General features: G+C 66.3%; 11 protein-coding genes. 9 read left to right on the top strand and 2 right to left on the bottom strand.

Going from position 1 to position 15982, the window contains the following annotated elements; translation table 11 throughout:
• The first annotated feature begins 55 nt into the window (after positions 1 to 55).
• Genes H582_RS0123035 through H582_RS0123020 form a run of 4 tightly spaced genes read left to right on the top strand, consistent with a single transcriptional unit; the run spans position 56 to position 4710 of the window.
• Positions 56 to 1045, top strand: a complete 990-nt coding sequence (locus tag H582_RS0123035) for a helix-turn-helix domain-containing protein (protein WP_028600417.1) — start codon at positions 56 to 58, stop codon at positions 1043 to 1045.
• 37 nt (positions 1046 to 1082) lie between these two features.
• Positions 1083 to 2450, top strand: coding sequence for a spore germination protein (locus H582_RS29240; protein ID WP_052333579.1), 1368 nt, complete (start codon positions 1083 to 1085; stop codon positions 2448 to 2450).
• On the top strand, positions 2447 to 3544 hold the full coding sequence (locus H582_RS0123025; protein WP_028600416.1) for a GerAB/ArcD/ProY family transporter: 1098 nt from the start codon (positions 2447 to 2449) through the stop codon (positions 3542 to 3544). The genes H582_RS29240 and H582_RS0123025 overlap by 4 nt, the downstream gene beginning before the upstream one ends.
• Positions 3541 to 4710, top strand: coding sequence for a Ger(x)C family spore germination protein (locus tag H582_RS0123020; RefSeq protein WP_028600415.1), 1170 nt, complete (start codon positions 3541 to 3543; stop codon positions 4708 to 4710). Before H582_RS0123025 ends, H582_RS0123020 begins: the two co-directional genes overlap by 4 nt.
• A gap of 21 nt (positions 4711 to 4731) precedes the next feature.
• On the opposite strand, the gene H582_RS31430 is transcribed toward H582_RS0123020, so the two are convergent.
• Positions 4732 to 5415, bottom strand: a complete 684-nt coding sequence (locus H582_RS31430; RefSeq protein ID WP_240479068.1) for a L,D-transpeptidase family protein — start codon at positions 5413 to 5415, stop codon at positions 4732 to 4734.
• 216 nt (positions 5416 to 5631) lie between these two features.
• On the opposite strand from H582_RS31430, the gene H582_RS0123010 reads away from it, so the two are divergent.
• The 3 genes from H582_RS0123010 (at position 5632) to H582_RS29235 (ending at position 11116) form a co-directional block, all read left to right on the top strand.
• Positions 5632 to 6801: a MalY/PatB family protein gene (locus H582_RS0123010; protein WP_028600413.1), complete on the top strand. Its 1170-nt coding sequence runs from the start codon at positions 5632 to 5634 to the stop codon at positions 6799 to 6801.
• Between the two features lie 592 nt (positions 6802 to 7393).
• Entirely contained in the window at positions 7394 to 8839 is a 1446-nt protein-coding gene (locus H582_RS0123000) for an FAD-dependent oxidoreductase (RefSeq protein WP_028600412.1), read from the top strand.
• 498 nt (positions 8840 to 9337) lie between these two features.
• Positions 9338 to 11116, top strand: a complete 1779-nt coding sequence (locus tag H582_RS29235) for an alpha-glycosidase (protein WP_052333578.1) — start codon at positions 9338 to 9340, stop codon at positions 11114 to 11116.
• Between the two features lie 367 nt (positions 11117 to 11483).
• Here the strand turns inward: H582_RS29235 and H582_RS0122990 are convergent, their stop codons facing one another.
• Positions 11484 to 12227 (bottom strand): DUF998 domain-containing protein, encoded by a 744-nt coding sequence (locus H582_RS0122990; protein ID WP_084137558.1) that lies wholly within the window; start codon positions 12225 to 12227, stop codon positions 11484 to 11486.
• 634 nt (positions 12228 to 12861) lie between these two features.
• Here H582_RS0122990 and H582_RS0122980 point away from each other — a divergent pair.
• Positions 12862 to 13884, top strand: coding sequence for a LacI family DNA-binding transcriptional regulator (locus tag H582_RS0122980; RefSeq protein WP_028600409.1), 1023 nt, complete (start codon positions 12862 to 12864; stop codon positions 13882 to 13884).
• A gap of 670 nt (positions 13885 to 14554) precedes the next feature.
• Positions 14555 to 15952, top strand: a complete 1398-nt coding sequence (locus H582_RS29230; protein WP_052333596.1) for an MATE family efflux transporter — start codon at positions 14555 to 14557, stop codon at positions 15950 to 15952.
• The last annotated feature ends 30 nt before the right edge of the window (positions 15953 to 15982 follow it).

Here is a 15982-nt window from a genome sequence, read left to right as displayed (position 1 = left end):
AGCCAAGCCGTATACTGAAAAAAAGGGCCGCGGCCCAAGGAAGGAAGAATCGCCAATGGCTGACGCCGCTGCGGCTCCTGGCGGAGGAGCCGTCCTGTCCGAGACGATGTTCGCGGATGTGAAGACGACGCTGAACCTGTTCGGCATCCACCGGCGCGAAGTGCGCGGGGACTGGTCCTATCCGCCGCATCAGCATCCCCAGTACGAGATCAACTTCCTGCTCGCGGGCAGCCAGATCATGACGGTCGGCGGGCGCGAGCTCGTCCAATCGCCCGGCGACCTGCTGCTCATCCGTCCGGGCGAGCTGCACAGCAGCCGCAGCGGCGACGGCCTGCCGTTCGACTACTTCTGCCTGCACTTCGACCTCGACGACCGGCTGTTCCTGCCGCTGCTCGGACGGCTCGACCAGACGCTGTTCCGCGCGGAGAGCGAGCTGGCCCGCAAGGCGAGCCCGGTGCTGCGCAAGATGCTCGAGCCCGGCCAGGGCGGCGGCCCCAGCTCGGTCGCCGCGCGGATGCGGCTGCAGGCGGCCGCGTTCGAGCTGTTCGCGATGCTGTGGGACGCGATCACGGCCGAATCGCTGCTGCTCCCCCGCGCCTCGTACGCCAAGGAGGAGCTGGCGCAGGAGATCGCCTCCCGGCTGCAGGGCGCGGCGAGCCTGAACTTCCGGCATGCCCGCGGACCGGGGGCGGGCGGCGCGAGCGCGGCCAAGGGCGGCGAGGGCGAGGAGGATGAGGCCGAGGGCGACGGACCGGGCGGCCTGCGGCGGATCGCCGCCGAGCTCGGCATCAGCGCCTCGCATTGCGGACGCGTGTTCCGCGAGGTGTACGGCCAATCGCCGCGGGCGTACTGGTCCTCGCTCGTGCTGCATGAATCCAAGCAGCTGCTCGCGGATTCCCGGCATTCGATCCAGATGATCTCCTCGGTGCTGGGCTATCGCGACATCGCCCATTTCAGCCGCCAGTTCAAGCGCTGGACCGGCCTCTCCCCGTCCGCCTATCGCCGGCTTCATCTGCATAGTTCCGACAGCGGCGGCACAGACTAACTCCCGAATAGCACTTTCTGCCAAGGGAGGTTCTGCCATGCCGGCATTGCTCGCCAGCCTTCATAAGTGGACCGTCGACGAGCCGGCTCGCTCCTTGAACAAGGAGCTGGCGCTCCTGTTCGCCGATGCCCACGACTATATATGCGTCAAGATCGGCGAGGACGGCGGCCGGGAAGTATGCCTGTGCTACCTGTCCACGCTCGCCTCGCCCGCCAAGCTCCGCTTCGTCGTCTCCGAGGAGGCGGGCACGCTGGAATCGCGGCTCAGCCAATACGAAGGCACCGCGCTCCAGGAAGCCCAGGCGGACAGCGCCGAGCACGCCATCTGCCTCGGCATGGCGGTGCTCTGCATGGAGGGCTCCTCGCACGGCCTCGTGCTCAACCTGCATAAGGTGCAGCAGCGCAGCCTCAGCTCGCCGTTCACCGAGAACGTGCTGCAAGGCCCGCTGTATGCGTTCAACGAGAACCTGGAGGTCAATACGGCGCTCGTGCGCCAGCGATTCCGCAGCTCGAAGCTCAAGTGCCTGGTCTCGGATATCGGCACGGCCACCCGCACCAAGGCGGCCGTCATGTATGCCGAGGACAAGGTCGATCCGGACTGCCTGCAGCGCGTCCAGGACGCGCTGGACGGACTGGACGTGCAGAGCGTGCAGGACACCGGAGAGCTGCTCCGGCTGATCGACACGAAGCGCTGGGCAAGGCTGTTTCCGAAGGCGGTCTTGACCGAGCGGCCCGACCGCGTCAGCAGCGACCTGCTCCGCGGCAAGATCGCGATCCTGCTTGACGGCACGCCTTTCGCGCTGCTGCTGCCTGCGGTCTACACCGATTTCTGGCATTCGCCCGAGGACAGCTATGTCAATCCGTTCGTCTCGGTGTTCCTCAACGCGCTGCGCTTCCTGGCGATGTTCTGCAACCTGACGCTGCCCGCGCTCTACATCGCCCTCACCTCGATCAACGTCGACGTGAACCGGCTGGAGATCAGCCTCGCCGCGGCCGCCAGCCGGGAGGGCGTCCCGTATCCGGTGTTCATCGAGACGATGCTCATGCTCATCATCATCGACTTCATCACGGAGGCGGGCACCCGGCTGCCTCAGGCGATCAGCGCCACCGTCACGATGGTCGGCGGCGTCGTGCTCGGCCAGGCGATCATCCAGGCCAATATCGTGAGCAACCTGCTCGTCATCATCGTGGCGGCGACCGCAATCACGAACTTCATCGTCATCGACTATCAGATGGGGCTCGTGCAGCGCATCCTGAAGTACTTCGTCTGCATCGGCGCCGCTGTCGCCGGCCTGCTCGGCATCGTCTTCTGCCTCATCTGCCTCGTCTTCTACCTCAGCTGCCTGGAATCGTTCGGCACGCCTTATTTGACGACGATGCTGAAGAAGAAAGGCGGGGGAGCATGACGAAGCAGCCTAAACGGTCCGCTTACGCCTACTTCTGCCTGTTCAGCCTCTATTTCGGAGCGGCGGGCGGCTTCCTGTATCCGAGCCTGGTCATCAACAGCACCGATGGAGCGCTGTGGCTCCCGATTCTGCTGTGGGCTGGCGCATCCGCCGCCAGCTGCCTGCTCTACGTCCGTCTGCTCCGCGGGCTGAAGGGCCAGCCGCTCTTGCCGTACGCGCGCGGCCTGCTCGGACCCGCAGCCGCGTGGCTGCTCACGTTTCCCTTGCTTCTGTTCGCTTTCGGAGCCGTCATCGTCATGCTCCGCTCGTTTTCCGAGCTGGTCACGATGACGCTGCTGCCGACGACGCCGATCTCCTTTCTCGACGGCATGATCGTGCCGGCGGCGCTGCTGGCCGCAGCCGGCCTGCCGCCGATCTTCCGCGCGGCGAGGCTGCTGTTCCTGCTCGCCTTCACCATCCTGCTGTTCCTGCTGCTCGTCGGCTTCATCAACACGCATCTGTACTACGGCGGGCCTTGGCTGAGGCCGGAACCGGCCTTTCTGCTGAGCGGGGACTTCTACGGCGGCTCCTTTCTGTGGATGGGCTTCGCGTTCGTCGCGCTTTGCGGCAGCTACGACGCCGAAGAAAGCCGGGCGTACCGAAAGGGCTATCTGCTGGCGCTCGGCGTAGGCACGGCGCTCGTACTCTCGTTCGTCTACTTGCCCGTCCTGACCTTCGGGCGGGAGCTGAGCTCGAACCTGACGTTTCCGTTCGTGACCAAGATGGACTCCGTCTATCAGTATTGGATCGTTTTCGAAAATCTGACGTCGATCTTCCTGTCGGCGACGATGTTCTGCCTCCTGGTCGTCATGGCGCTCAAGCTGCGGACGATCGGCAGCGTCGCTCACGGGCTGTGGCCGAAGCTCCCCGTGAGCAAGCTCGTCCTGACGGCAAGCGCGGTCGTCTTCGCCGTGGCGACGTGGATTCCGGAATGGCGCATCATCGAGAGCTGGTTGTTCAACAGCCTGGTCATCCGGATGTATGTGATGTTCGCCTTTCCGCTGCTGCTGCTTGCCGCAGGCAAAAGGAAGACTGCGAAGGAGGAGTCCAAATGAAGCCGATAAACCCGACCGCCTCGCCGGCGTCGGAACGGCGCCGGGAGCAGGCGCAAGGACGGAAGGAGCAGGGAAGGGCGAAGGCGCTGGCGCGGCTGCGGACGGCATGGAGCGGGACAGCGGCGCTGCTGCTCCTGCTGGCGGCCGGCGGCTGCTGGGACTCCAAGGATGTCGACAACCGCTTCCTCGTCGGGGCGATGGGGCTGGACGCGAAGTCGCCCGAGCGGCTGGAGGTGTGGTTCCGAGTCCCGGTGACGAGCCCTATGGGCGGCGGCCACAAGAGCTCCTTCTTTGCCGTCAGCCAGGAAGGGAGCACCGTCATGGACGCGGTCAACAGGGTGCAGTATAAGCTGCCCAAGGCGATCGACGTCTCCTCGACGCGCGCCCTGTTTCTGGACGAGCAAAGCGCCCAGTACGGCCTGCTCCCTTACCTCGAGTTCGCGGTGAGGGAGCGCACGGTGCCGCTCGATGCCGTCGTGGCCGTCGTCGAGGGCGGCATGAAGCGCATCTTCGAAAGTCCGAATCCGGCAGGCGAGCTGGCCGGCATCTACACGAAGCTTTATTTCGAGCCGTATGCCGGAGGCATCCCGCGCAAGAACAAGACGATGCTGTGGGAGGTGTACGCGAAGCTGCACAACCCGATGCACGCCAATCTCATCCCGGTGCTCCGCCAGGAGAAGAAGGATTTCATCCAGACCGGCAACGCCTTTTTCCGGAGCGACCATATGGCAGGCAGGCTGACGATGGACGAGTCGCTGCTGTACGAGATGATGACCAAGCGTCTGACCGACTCCGAGATCGTGCTCATGAGCCGCTCCGACCTCAACATCGTCCATAACAAGACCCGTGTCCGGAGCCGGCTCGCAGGCGGCAAGCCCCGCGTCGAAGCGGAGATCTCGCTGTCGGTCTCCCTGCTCGACAAATCGCATTCCAAGCGGCGCAGCGAGGACGAGATCAAGGAGGAGCTCGCCGAGCAGCTCGATCAGCTGAGCAAAGGCTTGATCGCCAAAACCCAGAAGGCGGGGTCCGACATCTTCGGCTTCGGCAACCGGTTCCGCGACCGCATCAAGCCGGATCAGTGGCCGGATCTGTACCGGCAGGGCGACATCCGCTGCACGTTCAAGATCGAGATGCGCAATACGGGACTGGAGTTTCTGCGGGCCTGACGCTTCGCCCCGGGCTGGGGCTCATTCGATAAAGATCACGGGCTTGCGCGCAGCGTCCAGGCGGGCCAGCAGCTTGAGCAAGGCGCTTTCCGACAGCGCGACGCAGCCTGCGGTCGGCTGGTCCGCTCCACGCCACAGATGGAGAAAAATCGCGCTGCCCTTGCCGGGCACGACCGGCTGCTCGTTGTAGCCGATGACGACCGCGTAGCGGTACAGCGGCTGACGCAGCCGCTCGAACGAGGCCCATTCCGCCTTCGGCCCCGTTTCCGAGCGGATCCAGCGGTTGTAGTCGGGCGAGGCCGGGTCGTCGACCCAGAAGTCCGAGCCGTCCGTCTTTGTGTAGGGGAGGCGCAGCCCGGGCGGCTTGCCGGCGGAGCCGAACGCTTTTCCGAGCGGATAGAGGCCGGACGGCGTGCGGCCGTCTCCTTCCTTCATCTTGCCGATGCCGCTTCTCCCGACGACCGCCGGCGCCTTGCCGAGCGTGCGGAGCCACTTGCCGTCCTGCCTTTCATAAAAGGAGAAGGAGGCCCGGAACGAGTCCGGCCCCGCCGCGTCGATGACGACGACCTGGCTGGAGCCCTGCTTCTCGGCCTGCGCCTTCCACCCTGCGGACGCCGCCGCTTGCGCCGTCCCTCCGCCCGCCAGCAGCCCGGCCAGCATGATCGCCAGCGCGCGTCCGGCTCCGCCGTTTCCTGTTCGCTTCATGCGCCTCGCTCCTCTGCTCCTCTTTTCCTCTTCGTACCCGGATCCAAAGGTTCCCCAAACGCGGCCGCGCCATCCCTCGGCAGCCGTCGGAGCCTTTGCGGCAGCATAATCGGGAGGGATGGCGCGGGCTTTTTTTTCGCCGGACATTCCGATAGACTGATCGAGATGGCCTTGCAGCGAAGCCTGCGCAGGTCGAAGCCAGAGAGGAGCCTTTCGATGACTACGTTCGACAACCCGCCTTCTTTCGAGGGCATCGCTTCCGAAAAATGGGATCTCCACAAAGGCAAGGACATCCTGCCGATGTGGGTCGCCGACATGGACTACGCCGCGCCGCCGAGCGTGCTGGACGCGCTCGCGCGGAGGATCGGCAGAGGCGTGCTCGGCTATACGAGCGTCACGCCCGAGTACAAGCAGGCTGTCGCCGGCTGGATGTCCCGCCGCCACGGCTGGCAGGCGCAGCCGGAATGGGTGCGCTTCTGCCCCGGCGTCGTCGTCTCGCTGTCCGTCATCGTCCGCGCCTGCACGCAGCCCGGGGATGCCGTCGTCATCCAGCCTCCCGTCTACCCGCCGTTCCGCTCCGTCGTCGAGGACAACGGACGCGAGCTCGTGCTCAACCCGCTGCTGCGCGGGGACGACGGCCGTTACGAGGTGAACTTCGCCGAGCTGGAGGAGCAGCTCGCCGAGGAGCGCGTCAAGCTGCTGATCCTGTGCTCCCCGCATAATCCCGTCGGGCGCGTTTGGTCGCGTGAGGAGCTGCTGCGGCTCGCCGAGCTGTGCGCGCGCCACGGCGTGCTCGTCGCTTCCGACGAGATCCATGCGGACCTCGCATACGAGCGGTTCGTGCCGTTCGCCTCGATCTCGGAGGAGGCGGCCGCGCTGGCGCTCCTCTGCACGTCGCCGAGCAAGACGTTCAACATCGCGGGCATGAATACGTCCAACATGATCATTCCGAATCCGCAGCTGCGCGCGGCCGTCACCGCCGAGCTGAAGCGAGGCGCGCTCGCCTCGCTGTCCGCGCTCGGACACGCGGCCGTCCTTGGAGCCTACAACGGCGGCGAGGAGTGGCTCAAGGAGGCGCTCGCGTACATCCGCGGCAACCAGCAGTACCTCGCCCAGGAGCTTCGCCGCTCCGCGCCCGAGATTTCCGCCTCCGTGCCGGAGGGGACGTACCTGCTCTGGCTCGACTGCCGCGGCCTCGGCCTCGCGGAGCCGGAGCTGCACCGCTTCTTCCTCGAAAAGGCCCGGATCCAGCTCAGCCCCGGCTCCTCGTTCGGCGAGGGCGGCTCCGGCTTCATGCGGCTCAATGCCGCCTGCAGCCGGGCGACGGCCGAGGAGGCGGCGCGCCGCATCGCCGCCGCCGTGCAGGAGCTGCGCGCCTCGCGCTAGCGGAGGCGGGCCAGGCGGCGGAGCGCTCTGGAGGCGGGGCGACGGCCGTATTGTACCATCGGCATGAGCGGTCCGCTGGCCGCTCTTCCGTCGGCAGGACGGTCCGGGTGCCGCTCTTCCGTTGGCAGGAGCGGCTCTGGCCGCCGCTCTTCCTTTTCGCGCGGCAGATGCCTCCGGCCGGCTGGAAGACGCTGCGTCGAAAGGCTTGCCTGCGGGTATGAATACGGGAGCCGAGCGCCCGAAAACGACTTGGCGGCGACTGTCACAGCCTCGCCATAATCCGGCGAGAATGCCCCTTGCGTCCCCTGATGACGGATGGTAAGATAAAGCCATCAAGACATTGTGATTAATTTCACAACATCTCTGACACCGACGATTCTGCTTCTTTCGCTCTTCGGTCCGTCCCGACGCGAAGGCTCTCCCTCTCTCAAGAGTCCCAGGGAAGCAGGATCGTCTCCCTTTCGCCCAACATTGTGATTAATTTCACATAATGAGCGAAGCGCAGCTCCTGCAAGCAGCGGCGGCAGCAAGAAGCAAGCCGCAAGAAGCAAGCCACGCGATCGACCTACATCCCTCAAGGAGGAATACCTTTATGAAAATCGCCGTCATCGGATGCACGCACGCCGGAACCGCCGCCGTCAAAGCCATCGCGGCCGAGCATCCCGAAGCCCGCATCACCGTCTATGAGCGCAACGACAACATCTCGTTCCTGTCGTGCGGCATCGCCCTGCATGTCGGCGGCGTCGTCAAGGACCCCGAGGGACTGTTCTACAGCAGCCCCGAGCAGCTCGCCCGCCTCGGCGTCGACACGCGGATGCGCCATGAGGTGCTGCGGATCGATACGGCCGCCAAGACGCTCCGCGTCCGCAGCCTGGAGACGAACGAGGAGTTCGAGGACAGCTACGACAAGCTCGTCGTGACGACCGGCTCGTGGCCCGTCGTTCCGGACATGGAAGGCATCCGGCTGGACAACGTGCAGCTGTGCAAAAACTTTTTCCACGCCAAAGAGATCATCGCCCGCGCCGGAGCGGCCCGCAAGGTCGCCGTCATCGGCGCCGGCTACATCGGCATTGAGCTGGCGGAGGCGTTCAGCGATCTCGGCAAGGAGGTGACGCTGCTCGACAACATGGACCGCGTCATGGCCAAGTACCTGGACGCCGAGTTCACCGACGCCGCCGAGGAAGCGCTCGCCGGCCGCGGCATCCGCACGGCGCTCGGCGAGAGGGTGAGCCGCTTCGAGGGCCGGGACGGCCGCGTCGCCAAGGTCGTCACCGACAAGGGCGAGCACGAAGCCGACCTCGTCGTGCTGTGCATCGGCTTCCGCCCCGGCACCGAGCTCGTGAAGGGCCAGCTCGACATGCTGGACAACGGAGCGCTGCTCGTCGACGAGTACATGCGCACGAGCGATCCCGACGTGCTCGCCGCCGGCGACAGCTGCGCGGTGCGCTACAACCCGACCGGCCAGCAGGCGTACATCCCGCTCGCGACGAATGCCGTGCGCATGGGCACGCTCGCCGGACGGAACCTCGTCGAGCCGAAGGTCAAGTACCGCGGCACGCAGGGCACGTCGGCGATCAAGCTGTTCGACCTGAACATCGCCTCGACCGGCATGACCGAGGCCGCGGCCGAGGCGGCCGGCCTCGACGCCGCAGCCGTGACGCTGCGCGAGTCGCATCGCCCGGACTTCATGCCGGATGCCGAGGAGGCGCTGCTCAAGCTCGTGTACGAGCGGGGGACGGGACGCCTGCTCGGCGCCCAGATCCTGTCGAGGGCCGATCTGACCCAGGCCGCCAACACGCTGTCGGTATGCATCCACAACCGCATGACGACCGAGGATCTGGCCTATGTGGACTTCTTCTTCCAGCCGCACTACAACCACCCGTGGAACCTGCTCAACCAGGCCGGCCTCGCGGCCGAAAAGCAGCGCGCCGAGGCGCTTCGCCGGCAAGCGGCGGAGGAGCAGGCCGGGGCGGAGCAGGCCGCAGCGAAGGAGCAGGCTGCAGCGGAGCCGAAGCCGGAGCGCCGCGCGAGCGCCTGACGGACTTGCGGCGCTTCATTCCTCGCCGCTGTGCTCCGGGCGTGGACCGGATGCCGTGAAATCGATCTCCTTCCAGCCGAGCGCCAGTGCCGGCGAATCCGCAGCGGCCCCGGAGGATGCCGGACTTGCCGTGCTCCAGCGAGAATCGCCGTCTCTTCCGCCTCCCTGCGGATCGGGCGCCAGCCCTTCGCCATCCGCTTCAAGCTTTCATTAAAGGACGCATTCCGATGCGTCCTTTTTTGCTCGCCGGCGGCGGCGGTCCAAAACGAAACGCCCTGCTTGGACCCAGGATCGGAAAGAGCGGAAATACAAGTTGTGCAAACGCTTGCCAAAGTGCGGGACTTGCCTTTATAATGATCCCAGAAGTCAAAGGCAATGCTACCCCAGCCATCCGGGTACAACCTCGCGCGGCCGCCGCCTGGTTGTGCCTTTTCTATTTCTGACGCGCTCTCCGCGCGGCTGCCGCGCCGACTCCATATCCGATGAGGAGGAATCACCATGAATCTCGAAGCGATCTACCACCGCCCGCGCGGAAACTGGGCCTACGCCTACGACAAGGCGACGCTGCACATCCGGCTGCGCACCAAGAAGGACGACCTGGACGAGGTCGTCCTCATCCACGGCGACAAGTACGCCTGGGAGCGCACGCTCGAAAAGACGTTCATGGCCAAGCTGCCCTCCGACGAGCGGTTCGACTACTGGCAGGCGGCCGTGCAGCCTTCGCTGCGCCGCATGAAGTACGGGTTCGAGCTGCGCTCCGCGGGCGAGACGCTTTATTTCGAGGAGAAGGGCTTCCGCGAGGACGAGCCGTCCGATCCGGACAAGATGTTCGACTTCCCGTACCTGAACGGCGCCGACGTCTTCTCCCCGCCGGACTGGGTCAAGGAAGCGGTGTTCTACCAGATCTTCCCGGAGCGCTTCGCGAACGGCGATCCATCCAACGATCCCGAGGGCGTGGAGCCTTGGGGCGGCAAGCCGACTCCGAAAAACTTCTTCGGCGGCGACCTGCAGGGCGTCATCGACCATCTCGACCATTTGCAGGAGCTCGGCGTGAACGCGATCTATTTCAACCCGCTGTTCCAGGCGACGACCAACCACAAGTACGACACGTCCGACTACATGAAGGTCGACGCCCACTTCGGCGACAACGCGCTGCTGAAGCGTCTCGTCGACGCCTGCCACGAGCGCGGCATCCGGGTCATGCTCGACGCCGTGTTCAACCATAGCGGCAAGGAGTTCGAGCCGTTCCGCGACGTGCGCGAAAAAGGGAAGGACTCCAAGTACGCCGACTGGTTCCATGTGATGGAATGGCCGATCCAGGTGAAGGACGGGCGGCCGACGTATGAGACGTTCGCCTTCGAGCCGCTCATGCCGAAGCTCAATACGGAGAATCCGGAGGTCAAGGACTACCTGCTCGGCGTCGCCCGCTACTGGATCGAGGAAATGGGCATCGACGGCTGGCGCCTGGACGTCGCCAACGAGGTCGACATGGCGTTCTGGCGGGAGTTCCGCCGGACGGTCAAGGACGTCAACCCCGACGCCTATATCCTCGGCGAGATGTTCCACGACGCGCTGCCATGGCTCGGCGGCGACCAGTTCGACGCGGTCATGAACTATCCGTTCACCCATCTGGTCATCGACTACGCGGGCAAGGGCATCATCGGCGCCGACCGCTTCGCGGACAAGATCGGCGAGCTGATGGCGAGCTATCCCGACTCGGCCAACGAGGTCGCCTTCAACCTGCTCGGCAGCCACGACACCGAGCGCCTGCTGACGCTGTGCGGCGGCGACAAGGAGCGCATGAAGCTGGCGACGCTGCTGCAGTTCGTCTTCCCCGGCGCGCCATGCGTCTATTATGGAGACGAGATCGGCCTTGACGGCGCGGGCGACCCGGACTGCCGCAAGTGCATGGAGTGGGACGAGAGCAAGCAGGACCGGGAGCTGCTGGGCTTCTTCCAGCGGGTCATCTCCCTCCGCAAGGAGCATCGGGCGCTGCGCACCGGCAAGCTCGGCTTCCTGCACGCGGCCGAGGGCGGGAGCCTGCTCGTGCTCGAGCGCAAGGACGAGCAGGAGCATTTCCTGATCGCGGTCAATCCGGGCGCGAAAGCGGCTTCCGTGCAGCTCGACGTCCATCAGGCGGCGTGGAGCGACCTGCTCGGCGGCGGCGAGCTGCGGGCGAAAGGCGGCAAGCTGAGCGTCGAGCTGGCGCCAGGCGGCTTCCTGCTGCTGCGCGCGGCTTCCGCGATCAGCGCCGGCGGCTTCCCTTCCGGCCGCTAGAGCGGGGACAGCCGGGACGGCTGTGCCGGCGGCCGGCTCGCGGGCCCCGGGTCCGCGAAGCGCGGGCTTGAGGGCGCCGGGTTCGGGTCGGCCTCGGGCTCGCGGGCGCAGGTGCGGGTCGGCCTCGGGCTCGCGGGCGCAGGTTCGGGTCGGCCTCGGGCTCGCGGGCGCAGGTGCGGGTCGGCCTCGGGCTCGCGGGCGCAGGTGCGGGTCGGACACGGGCTCGCGGACCGCAGGTTCGGGTCGGACACGGGCTCGCGGACCGCAGGTTCGGGTCGGACACGGGCTCGCGGACGAAAGGCTGCTGCCCGATGCTTGAAGCATCGGCGCAGCGGCCTTCTTTTCGTCTCGAACGGCCGGCGGCCGATCAAGCCGAATGGCGGTCTGCGCGCAAGCGCAGCGACAGCAGCGACAGCCATCCGAATGCGAGCAGGCCGGCCGCCCCCATGGCGACGCCGATCCAGCTGCCCGGGCTGGAGCCGGCGGCGATCAGGATCGGAGCGAGGAGTCCTGTCGCGATGCTGTAGGCTTTCCAGCCGCGCTCTCCGGTCCGCCCGAAGCGGCGGGCCAGCACGAAGCACGCCGCGACGAGCGCCAGGAAGGCCGCGAAGAAGGCGCCGGAATGGACGGCGGCGGAAACGCTCATCGTCGCCGGCATGCCTGCCGGAGCGCCGGGAGGGAAGCTCATGCCCGGGTCGGGCCGGAACAGCCCCGCGCAGGCCATGCCGATGCCGTAGACGGCGATGAGCAGCGGGCCTGCCACGCTTCCCGCGCCGCCGCGCAGCGCCTGGCGGATGCCGATGGAGCCGAGCAGCGCCAAGCATCCGGCCGCGACGAAGGCGGCGCTCTGGATCCATCCGAGCTCCCCCAGCGTCAGCGTGCTGATGGCGTGCTTGCGGATGTCGAATCCTTCCCGGACGAGCATCAGGACGATCGCCACGGCGAAAAACAGCGGCGCGGACATCGCGCCGGCGAGCAGCAGCCCCCCTCCTTTCGGGGCGGCTTCCAAGCTTCGGCCGAGGCCGGGCTCCAAGCGATTTTCCCGGCTTCCTCTAAGGGTATTCGTCGATCCGGCTTCCACGCTTGCTTTCCGTCTATCGATTCGTTGCATGCTCCTTCATCCTCTCTCGGTCTGTTTGGCCTTCTGACTGGACGACGAAGGAGCGAGGAGGAAATCGACACCCGGCAAAAAAAGAGATTCGGCTTGCTCCGAAGCGGCGTGACGAATTCGCGGGTGCAGGCGTGCCTGCTTCCGTCTGTTAGGACCGCCTGCAAGGCCGTCCGCAAGGATCGCCTGCAAGGCCGTCTGCAAGGACCGCCTGCAAGGACCGTCTGCAAGGACCGCCTGCAAGGACCGTCTGCAAGGACCGCCTGCAAGGACCGCCTGCAAGGACCGCCTGCAAGGACCGCCTGCAAGGACCGCCTGCAAGGCCGTCTGCAAGGCCTCCTGCAAGGCCGTCTGCAAGGCCTCCTGCAAGGCCGTCTGCAAGGACCGCCTGCAAGGCCATCTGCAAGGCCTCCTGCAAGACTTGCGTCCGCAGGACCCGCCTCCCCGCTCCGCTTGAGCAGAGCCAGCCTGTGGAAGCGATTACCGCACCTGGTCCCCGGCCTCGACAGCAGTCCTTCGCAGAACGCCCGGGAGCCGCGCCGCCGTCTTGCTTTTGTTTGCAGCGAAGCTTACAATTTTCATAGTTTCCATCAGGCGCCCCCAGCCTGCCATCCGCATAAGCAGAGGACTGTAACCGATGAACGTAACGATAATCGATGTCGCCAAAAAAGCCGGCGTCTCTCCCTCGACCGTCTCGCGCGTCATCTCCGGCAGCACGCGCATCAGCGCCGCTACGACGGAGAAGGTGAAGGCCGTAATGGAAGAGCTCGGCTATCATCCGAACTTGATGGCCAAAAACCTCGTTTCACGCACGACGATGACGATCGGCCTGCTGCTCCCGCGCAACGCCGACGAGGCCTTTCTCGATATTTTCTTCTCCGACGTCACCCGCGGCATCCTGAGCCAGGCGACACGGGCCGGCTACGACCTCCTGCTGAAGACGGGCCGTTCCGAGCAGGAAGAGCTGGAAGCGGTAACACGTCTGGCCAAGGGCCGGCGGGTGGACGGCATCATCCTGCTTCAGTCGCGGCGCGACGATACGGTCATCCGCTATTTGCAGCAGGAGAAGTTTCCGTTCGTGCTCATCGGGCGCGACCCAGAGCGGCCGGACATCCTGACCGTCGACAACGACAACGTGCAGGGCGCCTACGACGTGACGCGGCACCTGTTGGAGCTGGGTCATCGCCGCATCGGCTACGCCAGCGGCCCGCTCGACCTCGTCGTCTCCGCCGACCGCTACGAGGGCTACCGCAAGGCGCTGGACGAGTCGGGCATCCAGCCCGATCCGAGCTGGCTCGTCAGCGCCGATCGGATCCGCGCCGACAGCACGGCCGCCGTGCGGGCTCTGATGGAACGGCCGGAGCGGCCGACCGCGCTCGTCGTCATGGACGACCTGCTCGCGTTCACCTTGCTCGGCACGCTCTCCGAGCTCGGCTACAGCGTGCCGGGCGACATGGCCGTCTTCGGCTTCAACGACAATCCGATGTCGCCGGTCAGCACGCCGCCGATCAGCTCCGTCGACATCGGCGTCTACCAGCTCGGCCTGCAGGCGGCCGGACTGCTGCTGAAGTCGATCAAGGGCGAGGCGATCGAGCAGCGGCGGGTCATCGTGCCGCATCGGCTCATCCCGCGCGAATCCTCGCAGCCTTCGCGGAGCTGAGCGGAGCGCATCGGCTGCGGGCGGAGCGGCAGCGGATCGCCAGCGCCAGCGGGCGAAGCAAAGCGGTTCGGCGGCGCCAGTGGGCCGAGCGGAGCCGTCGACAGCGGCTGCGGGCGGAGTTGAGCGAATCGCTAGTGGCGGAGCAAAGATGAGCGGATCGCCAGCGCCAGCGAGGCGGAGCAAAGCGGTTCGGCGGCGCCAGCGGGCCGAGCGGAGCCGTCGACAGCGCCAGCGAGGCGGAGCAAAGCGGTTCGGCGGCGCCAGCGGGCCGAGCGGAGCCGTCGACAGCGGGCCGAGCGGAGCACCAACGGCAGCGCCAGCGGGCAGAGCGAATCGCCAGCGACGACAGGCGGAGCGGAGCACCAACGGCAGCGGGCAGAGCTGAGCGGAGCCGTTCGACAGCGCCAGCGGCGGCGGGCCATCGAGGAGCCAACGGCAGCGCCAGCGGGCGAGCGGATCGCGTTCGAGCGCCGCGTTCCTTTTTGGAAGCGCGGCACTAGGCCTGGAGGCTTTTGTCCCCTGCTCCTGCTTGACGGAATATGATACACTAGACTGATCTGTCCCCTGGCGGGGCAGGTCTTCTTTTATTTCTTGGAGCGAGACACTTCCCCGGCTTCCCACGATCCGAAAGCCCGCTGGAAAAACGATGCTCGGCTGGAGGGTATTCATCATGCTTCGCCACGAACCCGCGCTGCGCGGGAAGCTGCTGCTGTTCCTTACGATTCTCGGTCCGATCGTCATCACCCAGGTGAGCTACACCGCGATGAGCGTGCTCGACACGATGATGTCCGGACGCGCCGGCACGAACGACCTCGCTGGAGTCGCCGTCGGCTCCAGCCTGTTCATGCCGATCATGACGGGGATGAACGCCATCCTGCTGGCGGTGACGCCGATCATCGGCCAGATGATCGGCCGCGGCGAGAAGGACGGGATCTCCCGTCCGGTCGTGCAGGCGCTTTACTTGTCGCTGCTCATGTCGCTGATCATCCTGATCGGCGGCTCGCTGGCCGTCGAGCCCGCGCTGTCGCTGATGGGGCTCGACGACGAGGTGCACCGCATCGCCAAGCAGTATTTAGGCGGCCTCGCCATCGGCTTCATTCCTCTCTTCGGCAGCTATGTGCTGCGGTATTTCTGGGAAGCCCAGGGCTATACCCGCATGACGATGGCGCTGCTGCTCGCGTCGCTGCCGCTGAACGCCCTGCTCAACTACGGCCTCATCTTCGGCGAGCTCGGCATGCCGCGCCTCGGCGGCGTCGGCTCCGGCTACGCGACCGGCATTACGTACTGGTTCATCTTCGGCGTCTCGGTCTGGCTGACGTTCCGCACGGAGGCGCTGCGCCCCCACCGGCTGTTCCGGCGCTGGTACGCGCCGTCCTGGCGCAGCTGGAAGGAGCTGCTCGGCATCGGCGTTCCGATGGGGCTGTCGACGTTTTTCGAGGCGAGCATCTTCGCCGTCGTGACGCTGCTCATGGGCGGAATGTTCAGCACGACGTATATCGCCGCCCACCAGGCGACGCTCAACTTCTCGTCGCTGCTGTTCATGGTGCCGCTGAGCATCAGCATGGCGCTGACGATCCTCGTCGCCTACGAGGCCGGCGCGGGACGCGCTCGCCATGCGCGGCAGTACGCCCTGCTCGGCGTGACGACGGCGGTCGGACTGATGGTGACGGCGGCCGCAGCCCTCTACTTTATCCGCCCGGCCATCGCCTCGTTCTATACGAACGACCCCGAGGTCGCCTCGCTGATGGTGACGTTCCTGCTGTTCGCGCTCGTCTTCCAGCTGTCCGACTCCTCACAGGCGGCGCTGCAAGGAGCGCTGCGCGGCTACAAGGACGTCAAGGTGCCGTTCATCGTCGCCTTCGTCTCCTACTGGCTGATCGGCATCCCGCTCGGCTATGCGCTTGCCGCCTGGACCGGCCTCGGTCCCTACGGCTTCTGGGTCGGCATCACCGCCGGCCTGACGTTCGCGACGATCGGCTTCGCGATCCGGCTGTGGATCGTGCAGCGCCCGATGGCGCTGCGGCCGGCCGGGGCAGCCGCAGGCGACTCCGCAGAAAAGGAAAGCTGACGCGAGGAGGCTGGCCGGCCGGCGGGCTGC

Origin of the sequence: Paenibacillus pasadenensis DSM 19293, assembly GCF_000422485.1 — a bacterium.
Classification (GTDB): Bacteria; Bacillota; Bacilli; order Paenibacillales; family Paenibacillaceae; genus Paenibacillus_O; species Paenibacillus_O pasadenensis.
The sequence above is the reverse complement of the archived record's forward strand: the minus strand, read 5'-3'. Positions and strand labels throughout refer to the sequence as shown.